Source organism: Leifsonia sp. CL147 (assembly GCF_900114565.1).
In the GTDB taxonomy this organism is placed as follows: Bacteria; Actinomycetota; Actinomycetes; order Actinomycetales; family Microbacteriaceae; genus Leifsonia.
Genome location: NZ_FOTM01000003.1, coordinates 177,376 through 199,509 on the forward strand (window position 1 = coordinate 177,376; position 22,134 = coordinate 199,509).

At 71.9% G+C, this 22,134-nt stretch carries 17 protein-coding genes; 9 read left to right on the forward strand and 8 right to left on the reverse strand.

Annotated elements, in window-relative coordinates:
- The first annotated feature begins 62 nt into the window (after positions 1-62).
- The 3 genes from BM287_RS04480 (at position 63) to BM287_RS04490 (ending at position 3,421) form a co-directional block, all read left to right on the forward strand.
- A complete protein-coding gene (locus tag BM287_RS04480) occupies positions 63-431 on the forward strand; it encodes a twin-arginine translocase TatA/TatE family subunit (protein ID WP_170857427.1) in 369 nt (122 codons plus the stop codon).
- A gap of 85 nt (positions 432-516) precedes the next feature.
- Positions 517-1,905, forward strand: coding sequence for an MFS transporter (locus BM287_RS04485; RefSeq protein ID WP_090036383.1), 1,389 nt, complete (start codon positions 517-519; stop codon positions 1,903-1,905).
- Positions 1,892-3,421, forward strand: a complete 1,530-nt coding sequence (locus BM287_RS04490) for a pyridoxal phosphate-dependent decarboxylase family protein (RefSeq protein ID WP_090036385.1) — start codon at positions 1,892-1,894, stop codon at positions 3,419-3,421. Before BM287_RS04485 ends, BM287_RS04490 begins: the two co-directional genes overlap by 14 nt.
- A gap of 116 nt (positions 3,422-3,537) precedes the next feature.
- On the opposite strand, the gene BM287_RS04495 is transcribed toward BM287_RS04490, so the two are convergent.
- The 3 genes from BM287_RS04495 to BM287_RS04505 are packed head-to-tail and all read right to left on the reverse strand — an operon-like array spanning position 3,538 to position 6,509.
- Positions 3,538-4,686, reverse strand: coding sequence for an Mrp/NBP35 family ATP-binding protein (locus BM287_RS04495; RefSeq protein ID WP_090036386.1), 1,149 nt, complete (start codon positions 4,684-4,686; stop codon positions 3,538-3,540).
- Complete coding sequence (locus BM287_RS04500; protein WP_090036388.1) at positions 4,679-5,200, reverse strand: DUF1003 domain-containing protein; 522 nt, start codon at positions 5,198-5,200, stop codon at positions 4,679-4,681. Before BM287_RS04500 ends, BM287_RS04495 begins: the two co-directional genes overlap by 8 nt.
- Positions 5,187-6,509 carry a magnesium transporter MgtE N-terminal domain-containing protein gene (locus tag BM287_RS04505; RefSeq protein ID WP_090036389.1) on the reverse strand — a complete coding sequence of 441 codons (1,323 nt, stop codon included), beginning with the start codon at positions 6,507-6,509 and terminating at the stop codon, positions 5,187-5,189. Before BM287_RS04505 ends, BM287_RS04500 begins: the two co-directional genes overlap by 14 nt.
- A gap of 78 nt (positions 6,510-6,587) precedes the next feature.
- On the opposite strand from BM287_RS04505, the gene BM287_RS04510 reads away from it, so the two are divergent.
- Positions 6,588-7,193 (forward strand): YflT domain-containing protein, encoded by a 606-nt coding sequence (locus tag BM287_RS04510; RefSeq protein ID WP_090036391.1) that lies wholly within the window; start codon positions 6,588-6,590, stop codon positions 7,191-7,193.
- Positions 7,194-7,230: 37 nt separating this feature from the next.
- Here the strand turns inward: BM287_RS04510 and BM287_RS04515 are convergent, their stop codons facing one another.
- Complete coding sequence (locus tag BM287_RS04515) at positions 7,231-8,844, reverse strand: aminopeptidase P family protein (RefSeq protein WP_090036392.1); 1,614 nt, start codon at positions 8,842-8,844, stop codon at positions 7,231-7,233.
- Positions 8,845-8,957: 113 nt separating this feature from the next.
- Here BM287_RS04515 and BM287_RS04520 point away from each other — a divergent pair, with 113 nt between their 5' ends.
- Both BM287_RS04520 and BM287_RS04525 read left to right on the forward strand, forming a co-directional pair.
- Positions 8,958-9,830, forward strand: coding sequence for a PHP domain-containing protein (locus tag BM287_RS04520; RefSeq protein WP_090036394.1), 873 nt, complete (start codon positions 8,958-8,960; stop codon positions 9,828-9,830).
- A 70-nt stretch (positions 9,831-9,900) separates the two neighbouring features.
- Positions 9,901-11,028 carry an aggregation-promoting factor C-terminal-like domain-containing protein gene (locus tag BM287_RS04525; RefSeq protein ID WP_090036396.1) on the forward strand — a complete coding sequence of 376 codons (1,128 nt, stop codon included), beginning with the start codon at positions 9,901-9,903 and terminating at the stop codon, positions 11,026-11,028.
- A gap of 336 nt (positions 11,029-11,364) precedes the next feature.
- Here BM287_RS04525 and BM287_RS04530 read toward each other — a convergent pair whose 3' ends face one another.
- Positions 11,365-12,930 carry a DEAD/DEAH box helicase gene (locus tag BM287_RS04530; protein WP_090036521.1) on the reverse strand — a complete coding sequence of 522 codons (1,566 nt, stop codon included), beginning with the start codon at positions 12,928-12,930 and terminating at the stop codon, positions 11,365-11,367.
- A gap of 125 nt (positions 12,931-13,055) precedes the next feature.
- On the opposite strand from BM287_RS04530, the gene BM287_RS04535 reads away from it, so the two are divergent.
- Entirely contained in the window at positions 13,056-13,772 is a 717-nt protein-coding gene (locus tag BM287_RS04535) for a ferritin-like fold-containing protein (RefSeq protein ID WP_090036397.1), read from the forward strand.
- 72 nt (positions 13,773-13,844) lie between these two features.
- On the opposite strand, the gene BM287_RS04540 is transcribed toward BM287_RS04535, so the two are convergent.
- The gene (locus tag BM287_RS04540; RefSeq protein WP_090036399.1) at positions 13,845-14,147 is read right to left on the reverse strand and encodes a hypothetical protein; all 303 of its coding nucleotides are present in this window, start codon (positions 14,145-14,147) and stop codon (positions 13,845-13,847) included.
- A gap of 10 nt (positions 14,148-14,157) precedes the next feature.
- Complete coding sequence (locus tag BM287_RS04545; RefSeq protein ID WP_090036401.1) at positions 14,158-14,382, reverse strand: DUF3107 domain-containing protein; 225 nt, start codon at positions 14,380-14,382, stop codon at positions 14,158-14,160.
- A 107-nt stretch (positions 14,383-14,489) separates the two neighbouring features.
- Here BM287_RS04545 and BM287_RS04550 point away from each other — a divergent pair, with 107 nt between their 5' ends.
- Together BM287_RS04550 and BM287_RS04555 are read left to right on the forward strand one after the other, a co-directional pair.
- Entirely contained in the window at positions 14,490-17,723 is a 3,234-nt protein-coding gene (locus BM287_RS04550) for an ATP-dependent helicase (RefSeq protein WP_244527877.1), read from the forward strand.
- The gene (locus tag BM287_RS04555) at positions 17,720-21,091 is read left to right on the forward strand and encodes an ATP-dependent helicase (RefSeq protein ID WP_090036402.1); all 3,372 of its coding nucleotides are present in this window, start codon (positions 17,720-17,722) and stop codon (positions 21,089-21,091) included. The genes BM287_RS04550 and BM287_RS04555 overlap by 4 nt, the downstream gene beginning before the upstream one ends.
- Here BM287_RS04555 and BM287_RS04560 read toward each other — a convergent pair.
- Positions 21,022-22,110 (reverse strand): phosphotransferase, encoded by a 1,089-nt coding sequence (locus BM287_RS04560; RefSeq protein WP_090036404.1) that lies wholly within the window; start codon positions 22,108-22,110, stop codon positions 21,022-21,024. The two genes, BM287_RS04555 and BM287_RS04560, sit on opposite strands and share 70 nt — an antisense overlap.
- Between the last annotated feature and the right edge of the window lie 24 nt (positions 22,111-22,134).

Genomic DNA, 22,134 nt, shown 5'->3' on the forward strand with positions numbered 1-22,134 from the left:
CAACCCTCAGGATACGGTCGGCTTGCGCGGCATCCGTGCAGGCATCGCCGCGATACCCTGGAATGGTGTTCGGGCTGACCTTCGACAAGCTGCTGATCGTGGCGGTGATCGCGGTGTTCCTCATCGGCCCGGAACGTCTGCCCACCTACGCCGGCAAGCTCGCGCAACTGGTGCGCTCGCTGCGGGACTTCGCCAACGGCGCGAAGGACCGGATGCGGGAGGAGATGGGCCCCGAGTTCGACGAGGTCGACTGGAAGAAGCTGGATCCGCGGCAGTACGATCCCCGCCGCATCATCCGGGAGGCGCTCCTCGACGACGCGCCGGCGGAGGCGCCGAGCGCGATCAAGCCGGTGACGCAGTCGGTCTATGCGCAAGGCAGGATGCCGCTGGCGGCAGGCGCTGTGCCGCCGTTCGATCTCGAAGCGACCTGACGCGGGGCGACCTGACGCGGCGCGGCCCTGACGCGGCGCGGCCCTGACGCGGCGCGCCCGGGCGCGCATCCACTACGCTGCGGACATGATCGCAACGGAGCAATCGCTGACCCGGGCGACCGTGGCGCGGTACGCCGTCGGCTCGCTCGGCACGGGCGGATTCTCGACGCTGCCCGGACTGGTGCTCGTCTACTACCTCACCGACTCGCTCGGGGTGGCGGCGATCGTCGCGGGGATCGTCGTGACGATCGCCAAGGTGTGGGACGTCGTCATCGACCCCGTGATCGGCGCGCGCAGCGACCGGCTGCTCGCCGTCCAGGGCTCGCGCCGCCCGATGATGCTGCTCGGCGCGCTGGCCCTTCCCGTGTTCTTCCTGCTGACCTTCGCCGTCCCTCCGGGCACGCCCGGGGCCGTCGCCGCGCTCTGGGTGCTGTTCGCGTTCGTGCTGACGGCGACCGCGTTCAGCCTGTTCCAGGTGCCGTACATCGCGCTCCCGGCGGAGCTCGCGTCCGGCTACGACCAGCGGACGCGCCTGCTCACGTGGCGGGTCGTGGTGCTGACGTTCGCGATCCTGCTGTTCGGTGCCGGCGGACCGGCGCTCCGGTCGCTCGGCGGCGGGAACTCCTTCGCCGGCTACTTCCTGATGGCTCTGGTCGCCGGGGTGGCGATCGGCGGCGGAATGCTGTTCTCGGCCTTCGTGGCGCCGCGCGGGCTTCCGGCCGAGGCGCCGCCGCCGCGCGAGAACGTGCTCGCCACGCTGCGGTCGAACTACCGGGCCGGGATGCGCGTCCTGCGTGACAGCCAGCCGTTCCGCGCGCTGCTGCTCACGTTCCTGCTGCAGGGGCTCGCCACCGGGATGATGCTGGCCGGTGCGAACTACGTCGCGACCTGGGTGCTCCACTCGGAGGACGCGGTGACGTTCCTCTTCGTGGCCCTCATCGCGCCGGCGTTGATCGTCACCCCGCTGTGGGCCGTCGTGGCACGCCGCATCGGCAAGGAGCGCGGATTCGCCGTGGCGAGCATCCTGTTCGGTGTCGCAGCGTTGTCGATGACCGGGCTCCTCTGGGCGCCTGGTGCGTGGGTCTACGCGCCGGTGGCACTGGTGGGCGCCGGGTACGCGGGGATGCAGTCGCTGCCGATGGCCATGCTGCCCGACGTGATCTCGCACGACGCTCGTCGCAACGGCGACGGGCGAGCCGGAACATTCGGCGGGATGTGGACGGCGGGGGAGACGACCGGGATGGCGCTCGGTGCGACGGTTCTGAGTGTCGTGCTCGCGGTCAGCGGCTATGTGTCGCGCGCCGCGGCCGCCGCGCCCACCGTGGCCGGGGCGGCGGGCGGGTCGCAGCCGGGGAGCGCGGTCGCGGGGATCGTGCTGAGCTTCAGCATCATCCCGGCGCTGCTGATCGCGATCAGCCTCGTGCCGCTGGCGCGGTACCGGCTGCGGAAGGGGGACATCGATGCCATCGTCTGACGCCGGGGTCCGTGGGAGCGCGGCCGGCTTCGATCAGCAGGCGATCCTCGGCCGCCTGGCCGCGCTCCGCGCGGCGGATGCGCCGACCCACGGCGGCCGCGTGCTGAGCTACGTGTACGACTCCGGGAGGCCGGAGCTCGACGAGCTCGCCGCGCAGGCGATGCGGCTGGTGCAGCCCGTGAACGGGTTGGACCCGACGACGTTCACCTCGGTCGCCGTCATGGAGCGCGAGGTGATCGATTTCGCCCGCGAGCTGCTGCACGGCGGCGACGACGTGGTCGGATCGGTGACCTCCGGCGGGACCGAGTCGTGCCTGCTGGCGGTGAAGACCGCACGCGACGTGTGGCGCGCTGCCGGCGGCTCGGGCACTCCGCGGCTGGTGGCTCCCGTCACGGCGCACGCGGCCTTCCAGAAGGCAGCCGCGCTCTTCGGGGTGACCCTCGACCTCGTTCCGGTGGACCCGTCCACCGGCCGGGTGGACGCCTCCCGGCTGATCTCGCGGATCGATCCGCAGGTGGCGCTCGTCGTCGTGTCGGCGCCGTCGTATCCCTACGCCACACTCGACCCTGTGGAGGAGGTCGCCGCCGCGTGCGACGAGGCCGCCGTCGCCTGCCATGTGGATGCGTGCATCGGCGGGTGGATCCTGCCGTTCTGGCGGAATCGGGACGGCTCGGCGCTGCCCGCGTGGGACTTCCGCGTGCCGGGCGTCACCAGCGTCTCCGCCGACCTGCACAAGTACGGCTACGCGCCGAAGGGTGCGAGCGTGCTGCTGCAGCGCGGCCGCGACCGGCAGCGCCGCCAGTACTTCGCCACGACGGGATGGCCCGGGTACCCGGTCGTCAACGCCACGCTGCTCGGGTCGAAGTCGGCCGGCGCGCTCGCGGCGTCGTGGGCGATCATCCAGGCGCTGGGCGCCCGGGGCTTCGCCAGCCTCGCCGAGTCGTGCCGCCGGGCGACCCGTGCACTGGAGGACATCGTGGGCGACATCGATGGACTGCGCGTCCTGGGCGAGCCGACCGGACCGCTCCTGGCCGTCACGACGGACCCGGCGGAGCCGGTGTCGAGGCGGGTGGACCCGCACCACTGGGCGGACCGCGTCCGCCGCCGCGGCTGGGTGCTGCAATTGCAGCCCGGACTCGTCCAGGCGGACGGGACCCGCCTCCCGCACACGACCCACCTCACGGTCACCCCGGTGACCGAGGGACGCATCGACGAGTTGGAGGCCGCGCTCCGGGGAGCTGCGGACGAGGCGCGCGCCGTGCCTCCTGTCGATCGGGATGCCGTGCTCGCCGCCCTTCCCGGCGAGGTGACCGCGGGCCTCACGTCCGGAGCGGTCACGGAACTCGACTCGGCGACCGCTGCGCGCATCCTGAGCTCGATCGGTCTCGGCGGCGCGGGGGCGAGCCTCCCGGACGATCAGGCGGGCCTCCTCGCCCTCGTCGAGGCGCTGCCGCGTCCACTGACCGAGCGCCTCCTCACGGAACTCCTCGCCCGGGCCGTGGACCCCGACGCCTGACTTTTCGCCGAGGTGCTCGTTGTTGCAGGCGACACGCCGTCGGCGGGTGCAACAACGAGCACCTCGGGTGACCCGCGGGTGGGTCGAGCGGTTTCGGGAGGCCGGGGGCGAGTGGGTCAGCGGACGGAGAGGCCGAGCTTGCGACCGGCGAGGCCGCGGCTGCGCGTGGCCAGGTGCTCCGCGACACGGCGGATCGCCACGGCCGCGGGATCGCCCGGGTCGGTCACCACGATGGGCGCGCCGACGTCTCCGCCCGAACGCAACGGGATGCTGAGCGGCACACTGGCGAGCAGCGGAACCGCCTCGTCCTGCCCGGCGGACAGCCGGCGTGCCACCTCGGCGCCGCCGCCGGAGCCGAACAGCTCGAGCACCGTGCCGTCCGGCTGCACCAGCCCGGCCATGTTCTCGATCACGCCGATCACCCGCTGCCCGGTCTGCCGCGCGACGACGCCGCTGCGCTCGGCGACGTCAGCCGCCGCGGGCTGCGGGGTCGTGACGACGAGCACCTCGGCCGTCGGCAGCAGCTGACCGACCGAGATCGCCACATCGCCGGTGCCGGGCGGCAGGTCGAGCAGCAGCACATCCAGATCGCCGAAGAACACATCGGTGAGGAACTGCTGGATGGTGCGGTGCAGCATCGGCCCGCGCCAGGCGACCGCGGCGGAGGCCGAGTCGACGAACATCCCGATCGACACCACCTTCACGCCGTAGGCGACCGGGGGCAGGATCATGTCGTCCACCCGCGTCGGGCGGGGAGCCACGCCGTTCTCGTCGGTCAGGCCGAGGATGCCCGGGATCGAGAAGCCGTGGACGTCCGCATCCACGATCCCCACGCGCAGCCCGCGCTCGGCGAGGGCGACCGCGAGGTTCGCCGTGACGGTCGACTTTCCAACGCCGCCCTTGCCGCTGGTCACCGCGTAGACGCGGGTGAGCGAGTCCGGGCCGAACTGCGCGCCTCGGGCCGGCCGCCCGGCGCGGAGCTTCTCGGTGAGCGCCCGGCGCTCGGCCGGCGTCATGACAGAGACGTCCACCGCGACGTCCGTCACCCCGGGGACGCTCTCGACCGCTGCCCGCACGTCGCGCTCGATCGCGTCCGCCGCGGGGCAGCCGACGATCGTCAGCTTGATCCCGACCGACGCGCGGCCGTCCGCATCCACGGCGACGCCACCGACCATGTCGAGCTCGGTGATCGGCTTCCGGATCTCCGGGTCGAGAACCGCGGCGAGGGCGCCGCGGACCGCCTCGGTCAGCACGCCCTCAGACACGGGCCTGTTCGCCCTCGCCCGCGTCGCTTCTCTCGAGATCCTCGAGCAGTGAGCGCAGCTCCGCGCGGATGAAGTCCTTCGTCGCCATGTCCTTCACCGCCAGGCGCAGCGCGACCACCTCGCGGGCCAGGTACTCGGTGTCGGCCAGGTTCCGTTCCGCCCGCTGCCGGTCCTGCTCGATCTGCACGCGGTCGCGGTCGTCCTGCCGGTTCTGTGCGAGCAGGATGAGCGGCGCGGCGTACGAGGCCTGCAGCGAAAGCACCAGTGTCAGGGTGATGAACCCGAGGTCGGCGGAGTCGAACCGCAACGGCTTCGGACCGAGAGTGTTCCACGCCATCCACAGGATCACGAAGACCGTCAGCCCGAGGACGAACCACGGGGTGCCCATCGCGCGCGCGATCCATTCGGTGAACCGGCCGAACCGGTCGCTGTGATTGAGCGAGTCGCGACGGAGCACCGGCGCGCGCAGACCCTTGGGGGCGTCGAGCCCGGTGTCCTGCCTACCTCGTGCCACTTCCGCCCCTCCTTCCGTTCACGATGCGGATGCTGCCGGTGGTGTCGGACGGCTCCGCGCGTTTCACGGGCTCGTCCTCGTCCTGACTTCGCCAGTCGTCGGGGAGTAGATAGTCGAGGATGTCGTCGATGGTCACCACCCCGACGAGGCGGTGCTTGTCGTCCACGACGGGAAGGGAGACCAGGTTGTACGAGGCGAGGATGCGCGACACCTCGGCAGCGGACGTGTCGGCCGTCACGGGCTCCAGCCCCGGGTCGAGCAGCGTGCCGAGCCGCACGTGCGGGGGGTAGCGCAGCATCCGCTGGAAGTGCACGACGCCGAGGAAGCGTCCGGTCGGAGCCTCGTAGGGCGGAAGCGTGACGCACACGGCGGCGCCCAGCGCCGGCGCGAGCTCGTGACGACGGATGAGTGCGAGTCCCTCGGCGACCGTGGCGTCGGCGGACACGATGATCGGCTCCGTCGTCATCAGGCCGCCGGCGGTGTCCGGGTTGTAGCTGAGGAGCATGCGGACGTCCTCGGCCTCCTCCGGCTCCATGAGCTCCAGGAGGTGCTCTCCGCGCTCATCCGACAGCTGCGCGATCAAGTCTGCTGCGTCGTCCGGCTGCATCTGGTCGAGCACGTCGGCGGCGCGGTCGTCGTCCAGCTGGGCGAGGATGTGGACCTGCTCGCTCTCCGGCATCTCCTCCAGGACATCGGCGAGCCGGTCGTCCGGCAGCTCTTCGGCGACCTCCAGCATCCGCTGCGGCGGCAGGTCGAGCAAGGTGTTGGCGAGGTCGGCCGGCTTCAGCTCGGAGTAGGTCGCGATCAGTTGCTCGGCGGACTGCGCCTCGCCGCGGTTCTGCTTCTCGCGGACCTCGTTCCAGGTGACGAACGTCGTCGCGCCCTTGGCGAAGGGGGAGCCGCCGGTCTTGGGCTTGCGCACGAACAGCTGGCTGATGGCCCAGTCGCCGCTGTCGCTGTCCTCGATCGCGACATCCTCGATGGTGGCCTCGCCGCTGCCGTCCGTGAAGACGACCCGCCGGCCCAGCAGCTCGGCGATCACCCGGACCTCGCCGCCGCGCTGCTCGAAGCGGCGCATGTTGATGATGCCGCTGGTGATGATCTGGCCGCTGCCGATGCTGGTGACCCGGCCGATCGAGAGGAAGACGCGGCGCTTGCCGGGGATCTCCACGATCAGCCCGACCACGCGCGGCGGGTCGTTCTTGCGATACACCACGAGGACGTCGCGCACCCTGCCGACCCGGTCACCGACAGGGTCGAACACGGCCGTCCCGGCAAGACGGGCGACGAACACTCTGGTCGAACTCACCCTAATAACCTAAGCCCTCACGGGTGATCGGGGGCTGTTTCCCGTACGGCGCCCGGGCTCGGATGGGACAATGGCGGAATGAGCACACCTGGTCCGATGAACGGCCGCAACCGTCTCCTCTTTCCGACCCTGCCGCGGGGCGAGATCGTCGCCACGTTCGAGACCTACCCCGAGGCGCAGCAGGCGGTCGACGTGCTCGCCCGTGCGGACTTCCCCGTCGACAAGGTCTCGATCCTCGGGAGCGACCTGAAGAGCGTCGAGCGCGTCACCGGCAAGCTGACCTGGGGCCGGGTCGCGCTGGCCGGCGCCGCGTCCGGTGCGTGGCTCGGCATCTTCTTCGGGCTGCTGCTCATCGTCTTCTCGCCGACGGTCAGCCTGGCGTTCGTCCTCGCCGCGCTCCTGATGGGCGCGGGCTTCGGGATGCTGTTCGGCCTGGTCTCGTACGCGATCAACCGCCGGCGCCGCGACTACACCTCCGTCATGCAGGTGATCGCTACCAGCTACTCGGTGCTCGTCGACTCCGAGCTCGGCAACCGGGCCCGCAACCTTCTGGAGAGCGGAGGCGCTGCCGAGCACGCCGCCACCGCTCCCGGATGGACGCCGCCCGCCCAGCCGCAGCATCCCTCCGACCCGCCGCCGGCTCCGCCCGCCGGCGACGACAACCCTCCGGCGCCGCCCGCATGACGCCACCGGCATAACGCCGCCGGGGGAGAGGTGAGCGTCAGCTCGAGAGGCGTCGCACCCAGGCCTCGACATCGTCGGCCGTGCGCGGGATGGCGACGGAGAGGTTCTCCGCGCCGTCCTCGGTGACGAGGATGTTGTCCTCGATCCGCACGCCGATGCCGCGGAACCGCTCCGGCACAGTGAGGTCGTCGGGCTGGAAGTACAGTCCCGGCTCGATGGTGAAGACCATCCCAGGCTGCAGCACGCCGTCCAGGTACAGTTCGCGGCGCGCCTGCGCGCAGTCGTGGACGTCGAGGCCGAGGTGGTGGCTGGTCCCGTGCACCATGTACCGGCGGTGCTGCTGGTTCTCCGCGTCCAGCGCCTCCTCGGCGCTCACCGGCAGCAGCCCCCACTCGGCGGTGCGCCGGGCGACGACCTCCATCGCCGCCGCGTGGATCTCGCGGAACCGGATACCCGGCCGGACGATGGCGAACGCCGCATCCGCCGCCTCCAGCACCGCTTCGTAGATCAGGCGCTGCGTCTCGGTGAAGGTGCCGTCGATCGGGAAGGTGCGTGTGATGTCGGCCGTGTAGTAGCTGTCCAGCTCGACGCCCGCATCCAGGAGGATGAGGTCGCCTGGCACCACCGGACCGTCGTTGCGCGTCCAGTGCAGGATGCACGCGTGCGGTCCGCTCGCCGCGATCGTGTCGTAGCCGACCGCGTTGCCGTCGGCGCGGGCGCGCCCGTTGAAGACACCCTCCACGAGCCGCTCGCCGCGGGGATGCGTGGTGATGCGCGGAAGGTCGGCGATGACGTCGTCGAAACCGCGCGCTGTGGCAGCGACGGCCGCGCGCAGTTCGCCGATCTCGAAGTCGTCCTTCACCAGGCGCAGCTCGGACAGGTCGCGGGCGAGCCGGTCGTCGTCGCCGTGGTCTTCGGGGTCGCGCTCGCCGTCGGTGTCGTCCCAGAGCAGCATGCGCGCGCCGTCCACCTCGTCGGTGATCGCCGGGTCGGCCTCGCGCAGGACGACCGTCTCCCCGTCGACGGTGTCGAGCACCGACCGCACCTCGGCGATGCCGCGCGTGGGCAGAGCGAGGTCGCTCGCGACCTGCGCGAGCGAGGGGCGGGGGCCGATCCAGAACTCGCCGATCTCGGGGTTCGCGTAGAACTCGTCGGAGTCGCGCCCCGCACGCTCCCGGAAGTACAGCGTCGCTTCGTGACCGGTCGCCGTCGGCTCGAGCACGAGAACGCTTCCCGGTTCGGCGTCAGAGCCCCACCCGGTCAGGTGGGCGAAGGCCGAGTGCGCCCGGAAGGGGAAGTCGGTGTCGTTCGAACGCTGCTTCAGCCTCCCTGCGGGGACGATGAGCCGCTTGCCCGGGAAGAGCTCGGACACCCGCGCCCGGCGAGCGGCGGCGTACTGCGCCTGCCTGCGGGGCTCGGGGAGGACCTCCGGCCTCGACGCCCAGCCGCTCGCGATGTAGCGGCGGAAGGTGTCGGAGCCGGGCGTGGTCGAGCGGTTCTGTGTCGCGCGCGGCGCCTGCTCCGTCTCTGCGGCCGCGGGGGTCGCTGCGGTCTCGGGGGTCGCTGCGGTCTCCGGGGTCCCTGCGGTCGCGGGGGTCGCTGCGGTCTCCGGGGTCTCTGCGGTCGCGGGGCTGGTCGGCTGGGAGGACATGGTCTCATTCTTCCACCCGCCGCCGACGGCGCGCCGATGACCGCTTCGGCCTCGGTCCCATGCATGCATTGCGGCCACCCGCGGCCGTGGCGCCGCCTCCTAGGATGGTCACCATGGTTGATGCGCGACGGTTCCGTGGCCCCGTCGACCTGCACACCCACTCCAGCGTCTCCGACGGCACGGAGACCCCGGCCGAACTCGTCCGCGCGGCGGCAGCGGCCGGCCTCGGCACCGTCGCCCTGACGGATCACGATTCGACCGCGGGATGGATGGACGCGGCGGCGGAAGGTCAGCGGGTCGGCGTCACCGTCGTCCCCGGCATGGAGTTGTCCACCCGGATCGAGTTCGCCAGCGTCCACATGCTCGGGTACCTCTTCGACCCGACGGACGAGGCGCTCACGGCCGAGACGGTCCGCATCCGGGATGGCCGGATGCGCCGGGCCGAAGACATGGTCCGCCGCATCTCGGAGGACTACGACATCACCTGGGACGACGTGCTCGCCCAGGCGACGGAGGGCGCTACCGTCGGCCGTCCGCACATCGCGGACGCGCTCGTCGCACGGGGCCTCGCCTCCGATCGGAGCGCTGCGTTCGCGGGCATCCTGCACTGGCGCAGCGGCTACTTCCAGCCGCACTACGCACCGGACCCGCTGACCGGCGTGCGGCTCATCCGCGGCGCCGGCGGGCTCCCGGTGCTCGCGCATCCGGCGACGGGAGGACGGGGCCGGGTCATCCCGGAGGACCGGCTGCGCCGGCTCGTCGACGCCGGACTCTTCGGGCTGGAGCTCGATCACCGCGAGAACAAGGCCGACGGCGTCGAGCGGCTGCGCGAGCTGGCGGGGCGTTACGGCCTCCGGATCACCGGCTCCAGCGACTACCACGGGGCAGGAAAGCCGAACCGGCTGGGCGAGAGGACGACCGATCCGTCGGTCGTGGACGCGATGATCGAAGAAGCGACAGGCGCGTCGCCTTTCTACGCTCCCTGACCCTGTGCCCGTAGCCTGGGGGAGGGGATTCGAGAAACACGCAGTCGGGGCGAGAAGGCGAGGTGCGCGGGTGAGACGGTTCTGGCGAGGATCGGCGGTCGCGATCGCCCTGACGGCGGCGCTCGTGGTGGCGACGGGCGCGACGCCCGCGCTCGCCGACTCCTACCCCTCGTGGGATGACGTGCAGGCCGCGAAGAACAACGCGGCCGCCGCCCAGGCCGAGGTGGACCGGATCAACGGGCTGCTGGCGAGCCTCCAGACTGCGGCGAACGCGGCGGGCGACCTCGCGGTCAAGCGCCTCGGTGAGTACGGAGCCGCCGAGGCGGCCCTGAAGGCGGCGACGGACAAGGCGCAGGACCTGGCGCAGAAGGCCCAGGATGCGGCCGCGAAAGCGGATCAGCTGAAGGCGCAGAGCGGGAGGCTCGCCGAGCAACTCACCCGGGCGGGCAGCTCCGGCGTGTCCCTGCGATTGTTCCTGAGCCCGGATGCGTCCGGCTCGGACTCGCTGCTCTACCAGCTGGGGGCCGTGTCCAAGCTGGCCGACCAGTCCAGCTCCCTGTTCGCGCAGGCCACGGCCCAGCGCAACGTCGCAACGTCGCTGAGCGCGCAGGCGACCGATGCGGAGAAGGTGCGCGATCAGCTTGCGACGGCCGCCAAGAAGGCGCTCGAGGTGGCCACCGCCGCGAAGCAGGCGGCCGACGCCCAGCTGGCCGACCAGAAGCAGCACGCGAACACCCTCTATGCGCAGCTCGCCACGCTGAAGAACACGGTGGCGGCTGTCGAGGAGAAGTTCGCGGAGGGCCAGGCGGCGGCCGCTGCGGCGGCCGCGGCGGCGAACCCGGGTGGAAGCGCCGACGGCTTCGCGCCGCCACCCGGCATGAACGTGGACCCGGCGGCTGCGCAGGCCTACGCCTCCAGCCGGCTCGGGGCATACGGCTGGGGCGGCGACCAGATGGACTGCCTGATCAAGCTCTGGAACCACGAGTCGGGCTGGCGCGCGGACGCCTACAACACCTCGAGCGGCGCCTACGGCATCCCGCAGGCCTGGCCGGCGAGCAAGATGTCGTCCGCCGGCCCCGACTGGATGACGAACCAGAACACGCAGGTGAACTGGGGTCTCGACTACATCAACCGTTCCTACGGCTCTCCGTGCCGAGCCTGGAACTTCGAGATGAGCCACGACCCCAACTGGTACTGACCTGCGCCGCGCCGCGCGCCGCGCCGCCGCGCGCCGCGCCGTGCCGTGCACATTCGTCACGAATGTGCACTTAGACCGCCGAAATCGCGACATTCGTGACGAATGTGAGAGTCCGCCGGTCTGGCAGCGCCGGCCTCATCTCCCGCGCGGGCGCGACATTCGTCACGAATGTGCACTTAGACCGCCGAAATCGTGACATTCGTGACGAATGTGCGCTCTGACCCCGCGTGCGAGACTCGTGGCGAGTGCGCGCTCTGACCTGGCGCGAGATTCGTCACGAATGTGCGCTTCGGCCGAGCGAAACGCGACATTCGTGACGAATGTCGGGCGGGTGGGTCAGCTGGCGGGGGCCGCGGGGGCGCCCCCGCGCGAGTGGCGACGGCGGCGACGCGGGGCGCTGTTGCCGTCGCGGTGCTGTGCGCCGCCTCCGTCGTGCGTCCCGGCGGCGGCCTTCGGCTCGCCGGCCTCGGCCGACGCCGCGTCCTGGCCGCCGGCGTGCTGGCCGGCGCCGCTCTGGCCGCCGGCGTGCTGGCCGGCGCCGCTCTGGCCGCCGGCGTGCTGGCCGGCGCCGCGCTGGCCGCCGGCGTGCTCGCCTGCACCGCCCTGACCGGATCCGCGGGTTCGACGACGGTCGCGGCCGCCGGAGCGGTCACCGCCCTCGGGCCGGGTGGAGTCCGTGCGGCCGCCTCGCGGCGTCTCGGCGACCTTGACGGCCGGCGTCGGCTTCAACCGGCCCTTGACGCCCTGCGGGATGTCGAGGTCGCTGAACAGGTGCGGCGACGACGAGTACGTCTCGGTCGGATCAGGCTGACCGAACTCGAGCGCCTTGTTGATGAGGGCCCACTTGTGGAGGTCCTCCCAGTCGACGAACGTGACCGCGATCCCGGTCTTGCCGGCGCGGCCGGTGCGGCCGGCGCGGTGCAGGTAGGTCTTCTCGTCGTCCGGGATGGTGTGGTTGATGACGTGCGTCACATCGTCCACGTCGATACCGCGGGCGGCGACGTCCGTGGCGATCAGGATGTCCTTCTTGCCGGCCTTGAACGCGGCCATGGCCCGCTCGCGCTGCTCCTGGTTGAGGTCGCCGTGGACGGCGGCGGCGTTGAAGCCGCGGTCGTTGAGCTCCTCGACCAGCTTCGCGGCGGCGCGCTTGGTGCGGGTGAAGATCACGGTCTTGCCGCGGCCCTCCGCCTGCAGGATGCGCGCGATGACCTCGTCCTTGTCCAGCGAGTGGGCGCGGTAGATCAGGTGCTTGATGTTCGCCTGGATCTGGCCCTCGTCCGGATCGCTTGCCCGGATGTGCACCGGGCGGGTCATGAAGCGGCGCGCGAGCGCGACGATCGGGCCGGGCATGGTGGCCGAGAAGAGCATGGTGTGGCGGGTGGCCGGCGTCTGCGCGAACAGCTTCTCGATGTCGGCGAGGAAGCCGAGGTCGAGCATCTTGTCGGCCTCGTCCAGCACCATCTCCTGCACGTTGCCGAGGTTCAGGAGGCGCTGCCCGGCGAGGTCGAGCAGACGGCCGGGCGTGCCGACGACGATCTGAGCGCCGCCCTTGAGCTGCGCGATCTGGCCCTCGTAGGCCTTGCCGCCGTAGATGCTGGCGATCGAGGTCGGACGGCCGGCTGCGGCGGTCTCGAGGTCTTCGTAGACCTGGATGGCCAGCTCGCGCGTCGGGACGACGACGAGTGCCTTCACGCCCGGCTCGGGATTGAGGCCGAGGCGCTGGATGAGCGGGAGGCCGAAGCCGAGCGTCTTGCCCGTTCCCGTCTTGGCCTGGCCGATGATGTCCTGCCCGGTGAGTGCGAGCGGGATCGTCTGGGTCTGGATGGGGAACGGCTCGATGATGCCCTTGGCGGCGAGCTGATCCACCATGTCCTGGTCGATGTTGAGTTCTGAGAAAGTCACGTGCGAAATGCCTGTCGATTCGATGGGAGGGTCCACGCCATGTTCTCTGTCGCAGGCGCAGGGCCGTCGATCCTGCGCCGACGGCGGTCAACAGCCTACTGGACCGGCCCGATACACTGCTGTGCGTGTCAACATGGTTCACCCGGCGACGGCCTTCCGTCGAGCTCCCGCGCTTGACGCAACGGGCGCGCCCGGTGGCCACGGTGCGGGTCGATCTGCACGAGGTGATGCCCGACCTCCTGCCGTATCTCGGCCAGGCGGCCTACCTGCAGCTGGAACAGTTCGAGACGCTGTCCCTGGTGGCCGCCGAGACGGACGACCTGCGTGCGAAGGGACGGATCTCCGCCGCAGCCGGTGACGCACTCTCGAAGCATCAGGGGATCGTGGCGGAGATCCGCCGCAGGGGCGACGACCCCGCCGAGGCGATGAAACCGTTCGCCGACGCGATCGAGGGTTTCGGCGCGCTGATCGTCGGCGCGGACTGGCGCGAGACGCTGCTGTCGGCGCTGGTGACCGGCGGGCTGCTCGACGACTTCTTCATCCGCCTGGCCGCCGGGCTGCCCGGCGATGTCGGTCCGCGGCTCGCCCACCTGCTCGGCTCCGACTCCGGTCAGGAGGGTGTGCTGGAGGTCCTGCGCGAGCAGATCGCTGCGGATCCGCGGCTGGCATCACGGCTCGCGATGTGGGGCCGGCGGCTCGTCGGCGACACGCTGCTCGTCGCGCGGTCGGCCCTGCACCTGTCGGGGAACCGTGCCACCGACGAGGAACGCATCGAGCCCATCTTCACGGAGCTCATCGCGGCGCACACCCGACGGATGGACGCCCTCGGGCTGACCGCCTGAGCGGCTCGTTCGCGCGGTTCCTGTTCTGACGACAGGGCTGCACCCGCGCCGTCCGCCTGAAAACGGCAGGCGTCAGCGCGCGACGGCGCCCTTGGCGAGCGAGTGCAGCATCCGGTCGTCGTGTGCGGCGCGTACGCGACCCACCACCAGATCCGAGACCGCGACGACGAGCGCCGTGCCGACGAGGGTGATCCACCAGATCCACCCGCCGTTCCACTTCAGGCCAGCCCAGGTGAGCACGACCCAGAGGATGGACGCGGCGACCACGCCGATCGCCGGGACGAGGACGGAGCCGTGCGTGTGACGGTTCGGCAGGAAGTAGCGTCCGGCGAGGCCGATGATGGCGCCGCCGAGGACGACGAAGAGCAGTTCCACGAGTTGGAGGTTAGCCGACGAAGCCGATGCGGCGCGATTCCTCTGTGCCGATCTCGACGTAGCCGATGCCGGCGGTCGGGACCAGGTAGAGGCGACCCTTGTCGTCGGCCAGCTTCAGGACCCCGGAGCCGCTGCTGAGCGCCGTCTGCACCTGCCCCGCCAGTTCTTCGGCCGACTGCGAGGACTCGAAGCTGAGCTCGCGGGGGGCGTTGACGATTCCGATGCGGATCTCCACGTGGGTGCCTTTCGAATCTGACCGGCGGGTGTGAGTTCAGACTACGGCACACGGCTCGCGGCGCCCGGTCGCGTTCTCTGTCGGCGGACGCCGATACCGTGAATGGCATGATCGCTCGCGGCTTCCTGATGCGGCCTCCGGCGCGCCCGGACACCGCTGCCGACAGGCCCGCCGCCACCGCCGCCAACGCAGCCGCCGCCGCCGACAGAGCGGCCATATCCGGCCGCCTCGTGCTCGACGGTGCCCAGGCGGAGGTCCTCGCGCTGCCGGACTCCGCCTCCGCCGCTGTGCTCGGAGCCCCGGGGACCGGCAAGACCACCACGCTGGTCGAGGCCCTCGCCGAGCGTGTCCTGGTCCGCGGTCATGCTCCCGGTGAGGTGCTGGCTCTCAGCGCCTCCCGCACCGCGGCGACCGCTCTCCGCGACCGCCTCGCGCTCCGTCTGGGCGTGCCGACGCAGGGTCCGCTGGCTCGCACGGCCACCTCCCTCGCCTTCCAGCTGGTGGGGGAGCGTGCGCGACGCGACGGGCTCGAGCCGCCGCGCCTCCTGACCGGCGGCGAGCAGGACCAGATCATCGCCGAACTGCTCAGCGGCCACATGGAGGACGGAACCGGTCCCGTCTGGCCCGAGCCGCTGGTCGCGGAGGTGCGGATGCTGCGCGGCTTCCGCACCGAGCTGCGCGAGCTGATGGCACGGTGCGCCGAACGCGGCGTGACGCCCTCCCGGCTGTCGGAGCTGGGCGCGATGACCGGCCACGACGAGTGGCGCGCCGCCGCCCGGTTCATGGCGGAGTACCAGCTGGTGGTCGACAGCTACCGTGGCGGCTTCGTGGATGCGGCCGAGCTGATCGCCTCCGCCGTCATGGTGGTGCGCGAGGGGAGTTCGCTCGACCGCCTGCGCGCGGTGTTCGTGGACGATCTCCAGGAGGCGACGGTTGCGGCCCTGGCGCTTCTGCGCGCGCTCGCCCAGCGCGGGATCGCGGTGATCGCCTTCGGCGACCCGGACGTCGCCTCCACGACGTTCCGCGGTGCGGAGGCCTCCGCTCTCGGTCAGCTCGAGGGCCGGCTCGGAGTGCCGGTGACACGGTTCGTCCTGACGACGGCGCATCGCCAGACCCCCGTCCTGCGCGAACTGACGGCGCGCGTGACCGAGCGGATCGGGACGGCGGCGGCCGGTGTGCAGCGGATCGCCGCGGCCGGGCGCCCGTCTCCCGAGAACCCGCACGACGGGGAGGCGCACGGCGGCGACGCCGCGCCGCGTCCGGAGGTCGTCCGCCTGGTGGCCGTCTCCGCCCCCTCCGAGGCGTCGCGCCTCGCCCGGAAGCTGCGCGAACGGCACCTGCTCGACGGCGTCCCCTGGAGGGAAATGGCGGTCATCGTGCGCTCGGGAGCCCACGTGCCTGCGCTGGCGCGCGCGCTCGCGGTGGCCGAGGTCCCGACGACGACGAGCATCGCCGGACGGCCGCTGCGCGACGATTTCGCCGCGCGACAGCTCGTCACGATCGCCGGGGTGCAACTGGGCGCCATCGAGCTCACGCCCGCCGTCGCGACCGAGGTGCTGCTGGGCCCGTTCGGAGGCCTCGACAGCGTGAGCCTGCGCCGGCTCCGGCTGGCTCTCCGGCAGGAGGAGCTCTCCGGCGACGGCAACCGGCCCGGCGACGAGCTGCTCGTTGAGGCGCTCCAGCATCCCGCGCACCTCGCCACGATCGACGCGGCGCCCGCCCGGCGCGCGGGACGGCTGGCCGAGACCCTCCGGTCCGGCCGCGAGAAGGCCGCAGGCGGAGGCTCCATCGAAGAGCTGCTGTGGCACATCTGGGAGCGCAGCGGGCTGGCCGCGCGCTGGCTCGAGCACTCGGAGCGCACGGGGATCGTCGCCGACGAGGCCAACCGGCACCTCGACGGCGTCGTCGCGCTCTTCACCGCGGCACGCCGGTTCGTGGAGCGCTACCCCGAGCGTCCTGCCTCCGACTTCGTCGTCGAACTGCTCGGCGCCGAAGTGCCGGAGGACACTCTCGCCGCGCGCACCGCCGGCGACGCCGTTCTCGTGTGCACGCCGAGCGCCGCCATCGGCCGCGAGTTCGAGGTCGTCGCGGTCGCCGGACTGCAGGAGAGCGTCTGGCCCAACCTGCGGCTGCGGGGCTCGCTGCTGCATCCCCAGGAGCTCGCGGACGCCGTCGAAGGTCGCTCCACGGGCACGGAGGACGAACGCGCGGAGGTGCTCGGCGACGAGCTGAGGATGTTCGCGCTGGCCGTCTCCCGTGCGCGCGGCCAGGTGATCCTCACGGCGACGGCCAACGACGACGAGCAGCCCTCGCCCTTCCTGCGTCTCGCCGGCGACCTCGGCATGGACGATGTCGACGACGGCGCCCATCCCCTCTCCCTCCGCGGCATGGTCGGCCGGCTGCGTCGCCGTCTGGTCACCAACGGCTCGCCCGACGCGGCCGCGGCGCTCGCCCGGCTGGCCGATGCGGAGGTGGAGGGTGCCGATCCGTCCTCCTGGTACGGCCTGCTCGAGCCGTCGACGACCGAGCCGCTGGTGGATCTGGAGGATCCGGAGGCGGTCGTCCGGGTGTCGCCGTCGCGGCTGGAGACCTTCGAGAAGTCGCCGCTCGCCTGGTTCGTGGACACGATGGCCGCCTCGCCCAGTGGTCTCGCCGCGGGCATCGGCACGGTCGTGCACGCGGTCATGGAGGAGGCCAGCACCCGTGAGGACCGCGACCTCAGCGTGGACCGCCTCTGGGAGGGCGTCGAGCGCCGCTGGGGCGAGCTGGCGTTCGAGTCCCCGTGGCTGGAGGAGAAGGAGCGCCGTCGGACCCGGACGCTCACGGCCGGCGTGTCGGAGTACCTCCGCGACTTCGAGCGCGCCGGCGGCACCCTGCTCGGGTCCGAGGGCGCGTTCGAGCTCCGGATCGGCCGGGCGCTCGTGCGCGGCACGATCGACCGGGTCGAGCGCACGCCGGACGGGACGGTCGTGATCGTGGACCTGAAGACGGGCAATCGGACGCCGAGCGCGGCGGAGGCCGCCGAGCACGCGCAGCTCGGCGCCTACCAGCTCGCGCTGGAGCACGGCGTCATCGAGGAGGCGGAGAGCCTGCCGTCCGGCGGCGCCAAGCTGCTCTTCGTGGCGAAAGGGGTTCGCGGCAAGGGCTACCGCGAGTTCGGGCAGGACCGCGTGGACGAGGAGGGCCTCGACCGGCTCCGCGAGCGGGTCGCCCGGGCCGCCGACGGCATGGCCGCGGCGAGCTTCGCCGGTGTGGTGGACCTCGGGGAACGCGACCCGCACGGGAAGTACGAGTACCGCATCCACCTGGTCCCCGCAGTCAGTGCCGGAGGAGGCTCATGACGGACGAAGCGACGCACGTCGACGACGAGGGCCTTCTGGAGTGGGCGAACGACGAGGCAGCACTCGACCTGGTCGAGCAGGCGTTCTCGCTCGCCGCGGATGAGCACGGCGACGAGATCCGCCAGCGGCCGGCGCGCACCCTGAGTGCTGCCGAGATCGCGGAGGCGCTCGGCCTCCCGATGCCGACGGCGCAGCAGCAGGCGGTCATCGAGGCACCGCTCCGTCCGGCGATCGTCGTCGCCGGCGCGGGCAGCGGCAAGACCGAGACCATGGCCAACCGGGTGGTGTGGCTGCTCGCGAACGGGCACGTCCGCGTCCCCGAGATCCTCGGCCTGACCTTCACGCGCAAGGCCGCGGGCGAGTTGGCCGGCCGCATCCGCACGCGCATCGAGCAGCTGGTCGCCTCACGCGTGACGGAGGTCGTGTTCGATCCGTTCGAGGCGCCGGAGGTCGCGACCTACAACGCGTTCGCCAACGCGATCTTCCGCGAGAACGCGCTGCTGATCGGGCGGGAGCCGGAGTCGGCCGTGCTGAGCGAGGCGTCCGCCTGGCAGCTCGCCCGCCGGCTCGTCGTCACCAGCACCGACGAGCGCCTGGTCGAACTGGACAAGGGCGTGGATGCGGTGACCTCGGCCGTCGTCGCCGTGAGCCGCGCGCTCAGCGAGAACGTCGCCGACCCCACCGAGGTCGAGCGGATGGTGGAGGGTTTCGCGCGAATCGCCGAGCTGCCGACGGGCAACGGCCGCGTCAAGGAGCTGTACGCCTCGGTCCGCTCGGCCGTCGAGGCCGTGGGCTCGCTGCCACCGCTCCTCGACCTCGCACGCGCGTTCGCCGACGAGAAGCGCCGCCGCGGGTTCGTGGAGTACTCCGACCAGGTGGCGTTCGCGCTGGCGGTCTGCGAGCGGATGCCCGAAGTCGTCGCCGACTACCGGCGCCGTTTCCGCGTGGTGCTGCTCGATGAGTACCAGGACACCTCGGTGGTCCAGACGCGGCTGCTCTCCACCCTCTTCGCCGGCCGCCCGGTGATGGCCGTGGGGGACCCGCACCAGTCGATCTACGGCTGGCGTGGTGCGAGCGCCGCGAACCTGGGCCGGTTCTCCAGCGACTTCACGGGGGAGCGCCGAGGCGACCACGGCGCCGCGGACGAGTACGCGCTGAGCACCAGCTGGCGCAACCCGACGCGCGTGCTCGATGCGGCCAACGTCCTGGTGGGCCCGCTCACGGCCGCCTCCCCGGTGCACGTCGAGCAGCTGCAGCCGCGGCCCGGGGCCGTCGCCGGGGAGCTGACCGCGGTCTTCGAGCAGACGGTCGCGGACGAGGCCGACCTCGTCGCCCGCTGGCTGGGGGACCGGGTGCGCCGGCTCGGACCCGACGGTTCGCCCCCCAGCGCCGCCATGCTCTGCCGGTCCCTGAAGAAGATCGACGTGTTCACCGGCGCGCTCGACCGCCACGGCATCCCGTATCACGTCCTCGGTCTCGGAGGACTTCTCGAGCAGCCGGTGATCGCCGACCTGCTCAGCGCACTGCGGGTCATGCACGACCCGACGGCCGGCTCCGAGCTGATCCGCCTGCTGACCGGGGCCAAGTGGCGCGTCGGACCGAAGGACATCGCGGCGCTCCGCGATGTCGCCTCCTGGCTGGCCGAACGCGACCACCGGCACCAGAAGCTCGACCCGGAGCTCCGCGAGCGGCTGCGGCGCTCGGTCGCGGGCGAGGAGTCCGCGTCCCTGGTGGATGCGCTCGACTTCGTCGTCGAGGCGCCCGCGGGCCACAGCCGTCTGGACGGCTTCAGCCCGCCGGGGCTCGAGCGGATGCGCGACGCCGGCCGCCGGCTCGACCACCTGCGTTCGCGTGCGGGCCTCGACCTGCTCGATCTCGTCACGCTCGTGCAGCAGGAGCTGCTACTGGACATCGAGGTGGCCGCGAACGAGACCGCGCAACTCGGCCACGCGAGCCTCGACGCGTTCGCCGAGCAGGTCGCCTCGTACCTCGCGGTCGACGATCAGGCGACCCTCGGCTCGTTCCTGTCCTGGCTCGCGGAGGCGGAGCAGCGCGACAACCTGGCGCCGCGGAGCGAGGACCCGGAGCCGGGCACCGTCCAGATCCTCACCATCCACGGCGCCAAGGGGCTGGAGTGGGATGTGGTGGCCGTCCCCCGGCTGGTCGATGGCGAGCTCCCCGGTCCGCCGCAGAGCCGCAAGGGCTGGCTCTCGTTCGGACAGCTCCCGAACGAGTTCCGTGGCGACTCCGCCGAACTGCCGGTCATCGCCTGGCGCACCGCAGAGACACAGAAGGACGTCCACGAGTCCATCGCCGCGTTCGAGGAGGAGAACGTGGCCCGCCACCTGGAGGAGCAGCGCCGCCTGATCTACGTCGCCGTCACCCGCGCGAAGGAGCGGCTGCTGCTCAGCGGGTCGTATTGGTCGACGCAGACCCGGCCGCGCGGTCCCGGCTCGTACCTGCTGGAGCTTCAGGAGGCGGGTCTCCTGCCCGAGGACGCGTTCCCGGACTGCGACGAGCCCGACGAGAATCCGCTCACCCTGAGCGCGGCGACCGTCAGCTGGCCGCTGGAGCCCCTCGGCGCGCGCCGGGAGCGGGTGGAAGCCGCAGCAGAAGCGGTGCGGCGAGCGCGCGAGAGCGGGGCGGGCGACGGAGGCGTCTACGCGCGGGACCTCGACCTGCTGCTGGCCGAACGGGCCCGGCGGGAACAGGAGGCGGGCCTCGTCGAGCTGCCCGCGCGCATCCCGGCGTCCCGGTTCAAGGACTACGTCACGGACCCGGCCGGCGTCGCCGCGTCACTGCGCCGCCCGATGCCCGAACGCCCCTACCGGCAGACGAGGCTCGGCACCCTCTTCCATCAGTGGGTGGAGGACCGGTTCGGCACCGTCGCGGGCGCCGCCGATGTCCTCGACGCGAACGCGGCCGAGCTGGACGACCCGGCGAGCGACCTGCTCGAGGCGGAGCGTTTCGAGGAGCTGAAGGCGACCTTCGAGCGCAGCCCGTGGTCGGGCCGCAGCCCCGAGGAGGTGGAGCTGGAGCTCCACATCACGCTCGCCGGCCAGGTCATCGTGTGCAAGCTGGATGCCGTCTACCGTGCGGAGGACGGCCGGCACGACTACCAGATCGTCGACTGGAAGACCGGGAAGGCGCCGCGCGACGCCGACGACCTGGAGCGCAAGCAGCTGCAGCTGGCCCTCTACCGACTCGCGTTCGCGCGCTACGCCGGGGTCGACCCGGAGCGCATCGACGCGGTCTTCTACTTCGTCGCCGACGACCGCGTCATCCGGCCCGAGCGGCTCTACGCGGAGGAGGAGCTGATGTCGCTCTGGTCGTCGGCCACCGGCTTCATCCCGCCCGAGCGGCGGTAGCCGCCGCTTCCGTCGGCGGCTGGATGGTCGCCCGGGGTCCGGTCGAGCATGGCTTCGACGTCGCCGACCGCGAGAATCGGTCCGGTGGCGGTCGACAGCGGGTTCATCGCGTTGCTGTGCACCCGATCCACGAGCCCGTCGAGCATCGCGACCGCGTCGTCCATGATCGACTGGTCCCGCACCTCGCGGCCGTGCAGCAGCCAGCGAGCCACCTCGAGCTCGGCGTAGAGCATCGCGCGCTGGGTGAACTGGCGGTCGGCGGCGACCTGACGGGTGGAGGCGTAGGCGCCGAGCGCGCCGTCGGTCGCGTCCGGGTTCATGGCGAGCAGCCAGTGCAGATCGCGGGCCGGGTCGCCCACGCGAAGGGCCGACCAGCCGAGCACCGCGGTGACCCCGTCGTCCTCCACCAGGAAGGAGTCGGCGGTCAGCGCGCCGTTGATGACCGTCGGCTGGAACTGCCAGATGGAGTGGTCGGCGGCCGCGTCGCGCCAGCGGTCCCGCAGCGCTGTCGGCAGGAGTCCGGTGGATGCAGCCGACTCGATCACCGAGTTCGCAGCAGCGAGGCACTCCGTCGCGGACATCACCGGAAGGCCCGCCTCGCCGACGAACGCGGTCGGGAGAGCGTGGATCGCGGCGATGGCGTGCCCGATCGAGCCGGCGAGCCCGTCGCCCGGGGGGACCTCCTCGACGGCGATGTGACGGCCGGGGAGGTAGTCGTAGACGAGGGCGCGCGTCCCGGCCACCGGCGCCTGGCCGAGGAACTGCGGGACATCGAACGGCAGTCGGCTGCGGATGCCGGTGGTGAGCGCGCGCAGCGCGACGAGGTCGGCGCTCTGCTCGGTCTCGGCCGCCTGCGAGGTCGGAACGCGGACGATGACGGCGCCCCCATCCGTCGTCGTCAGCAGCGCAGAGTCGAAGTCGCCTGCGCCGCCGAGGCTGTAACTGCGGGCGCCCGTGACGTCGAGGCCGGGAACGGCCGAGGTGGCCAGCGCGGCTAGAGTGAGATGGGATCTGGCCATGCACCTAGGCTAAGTGGACCTGCC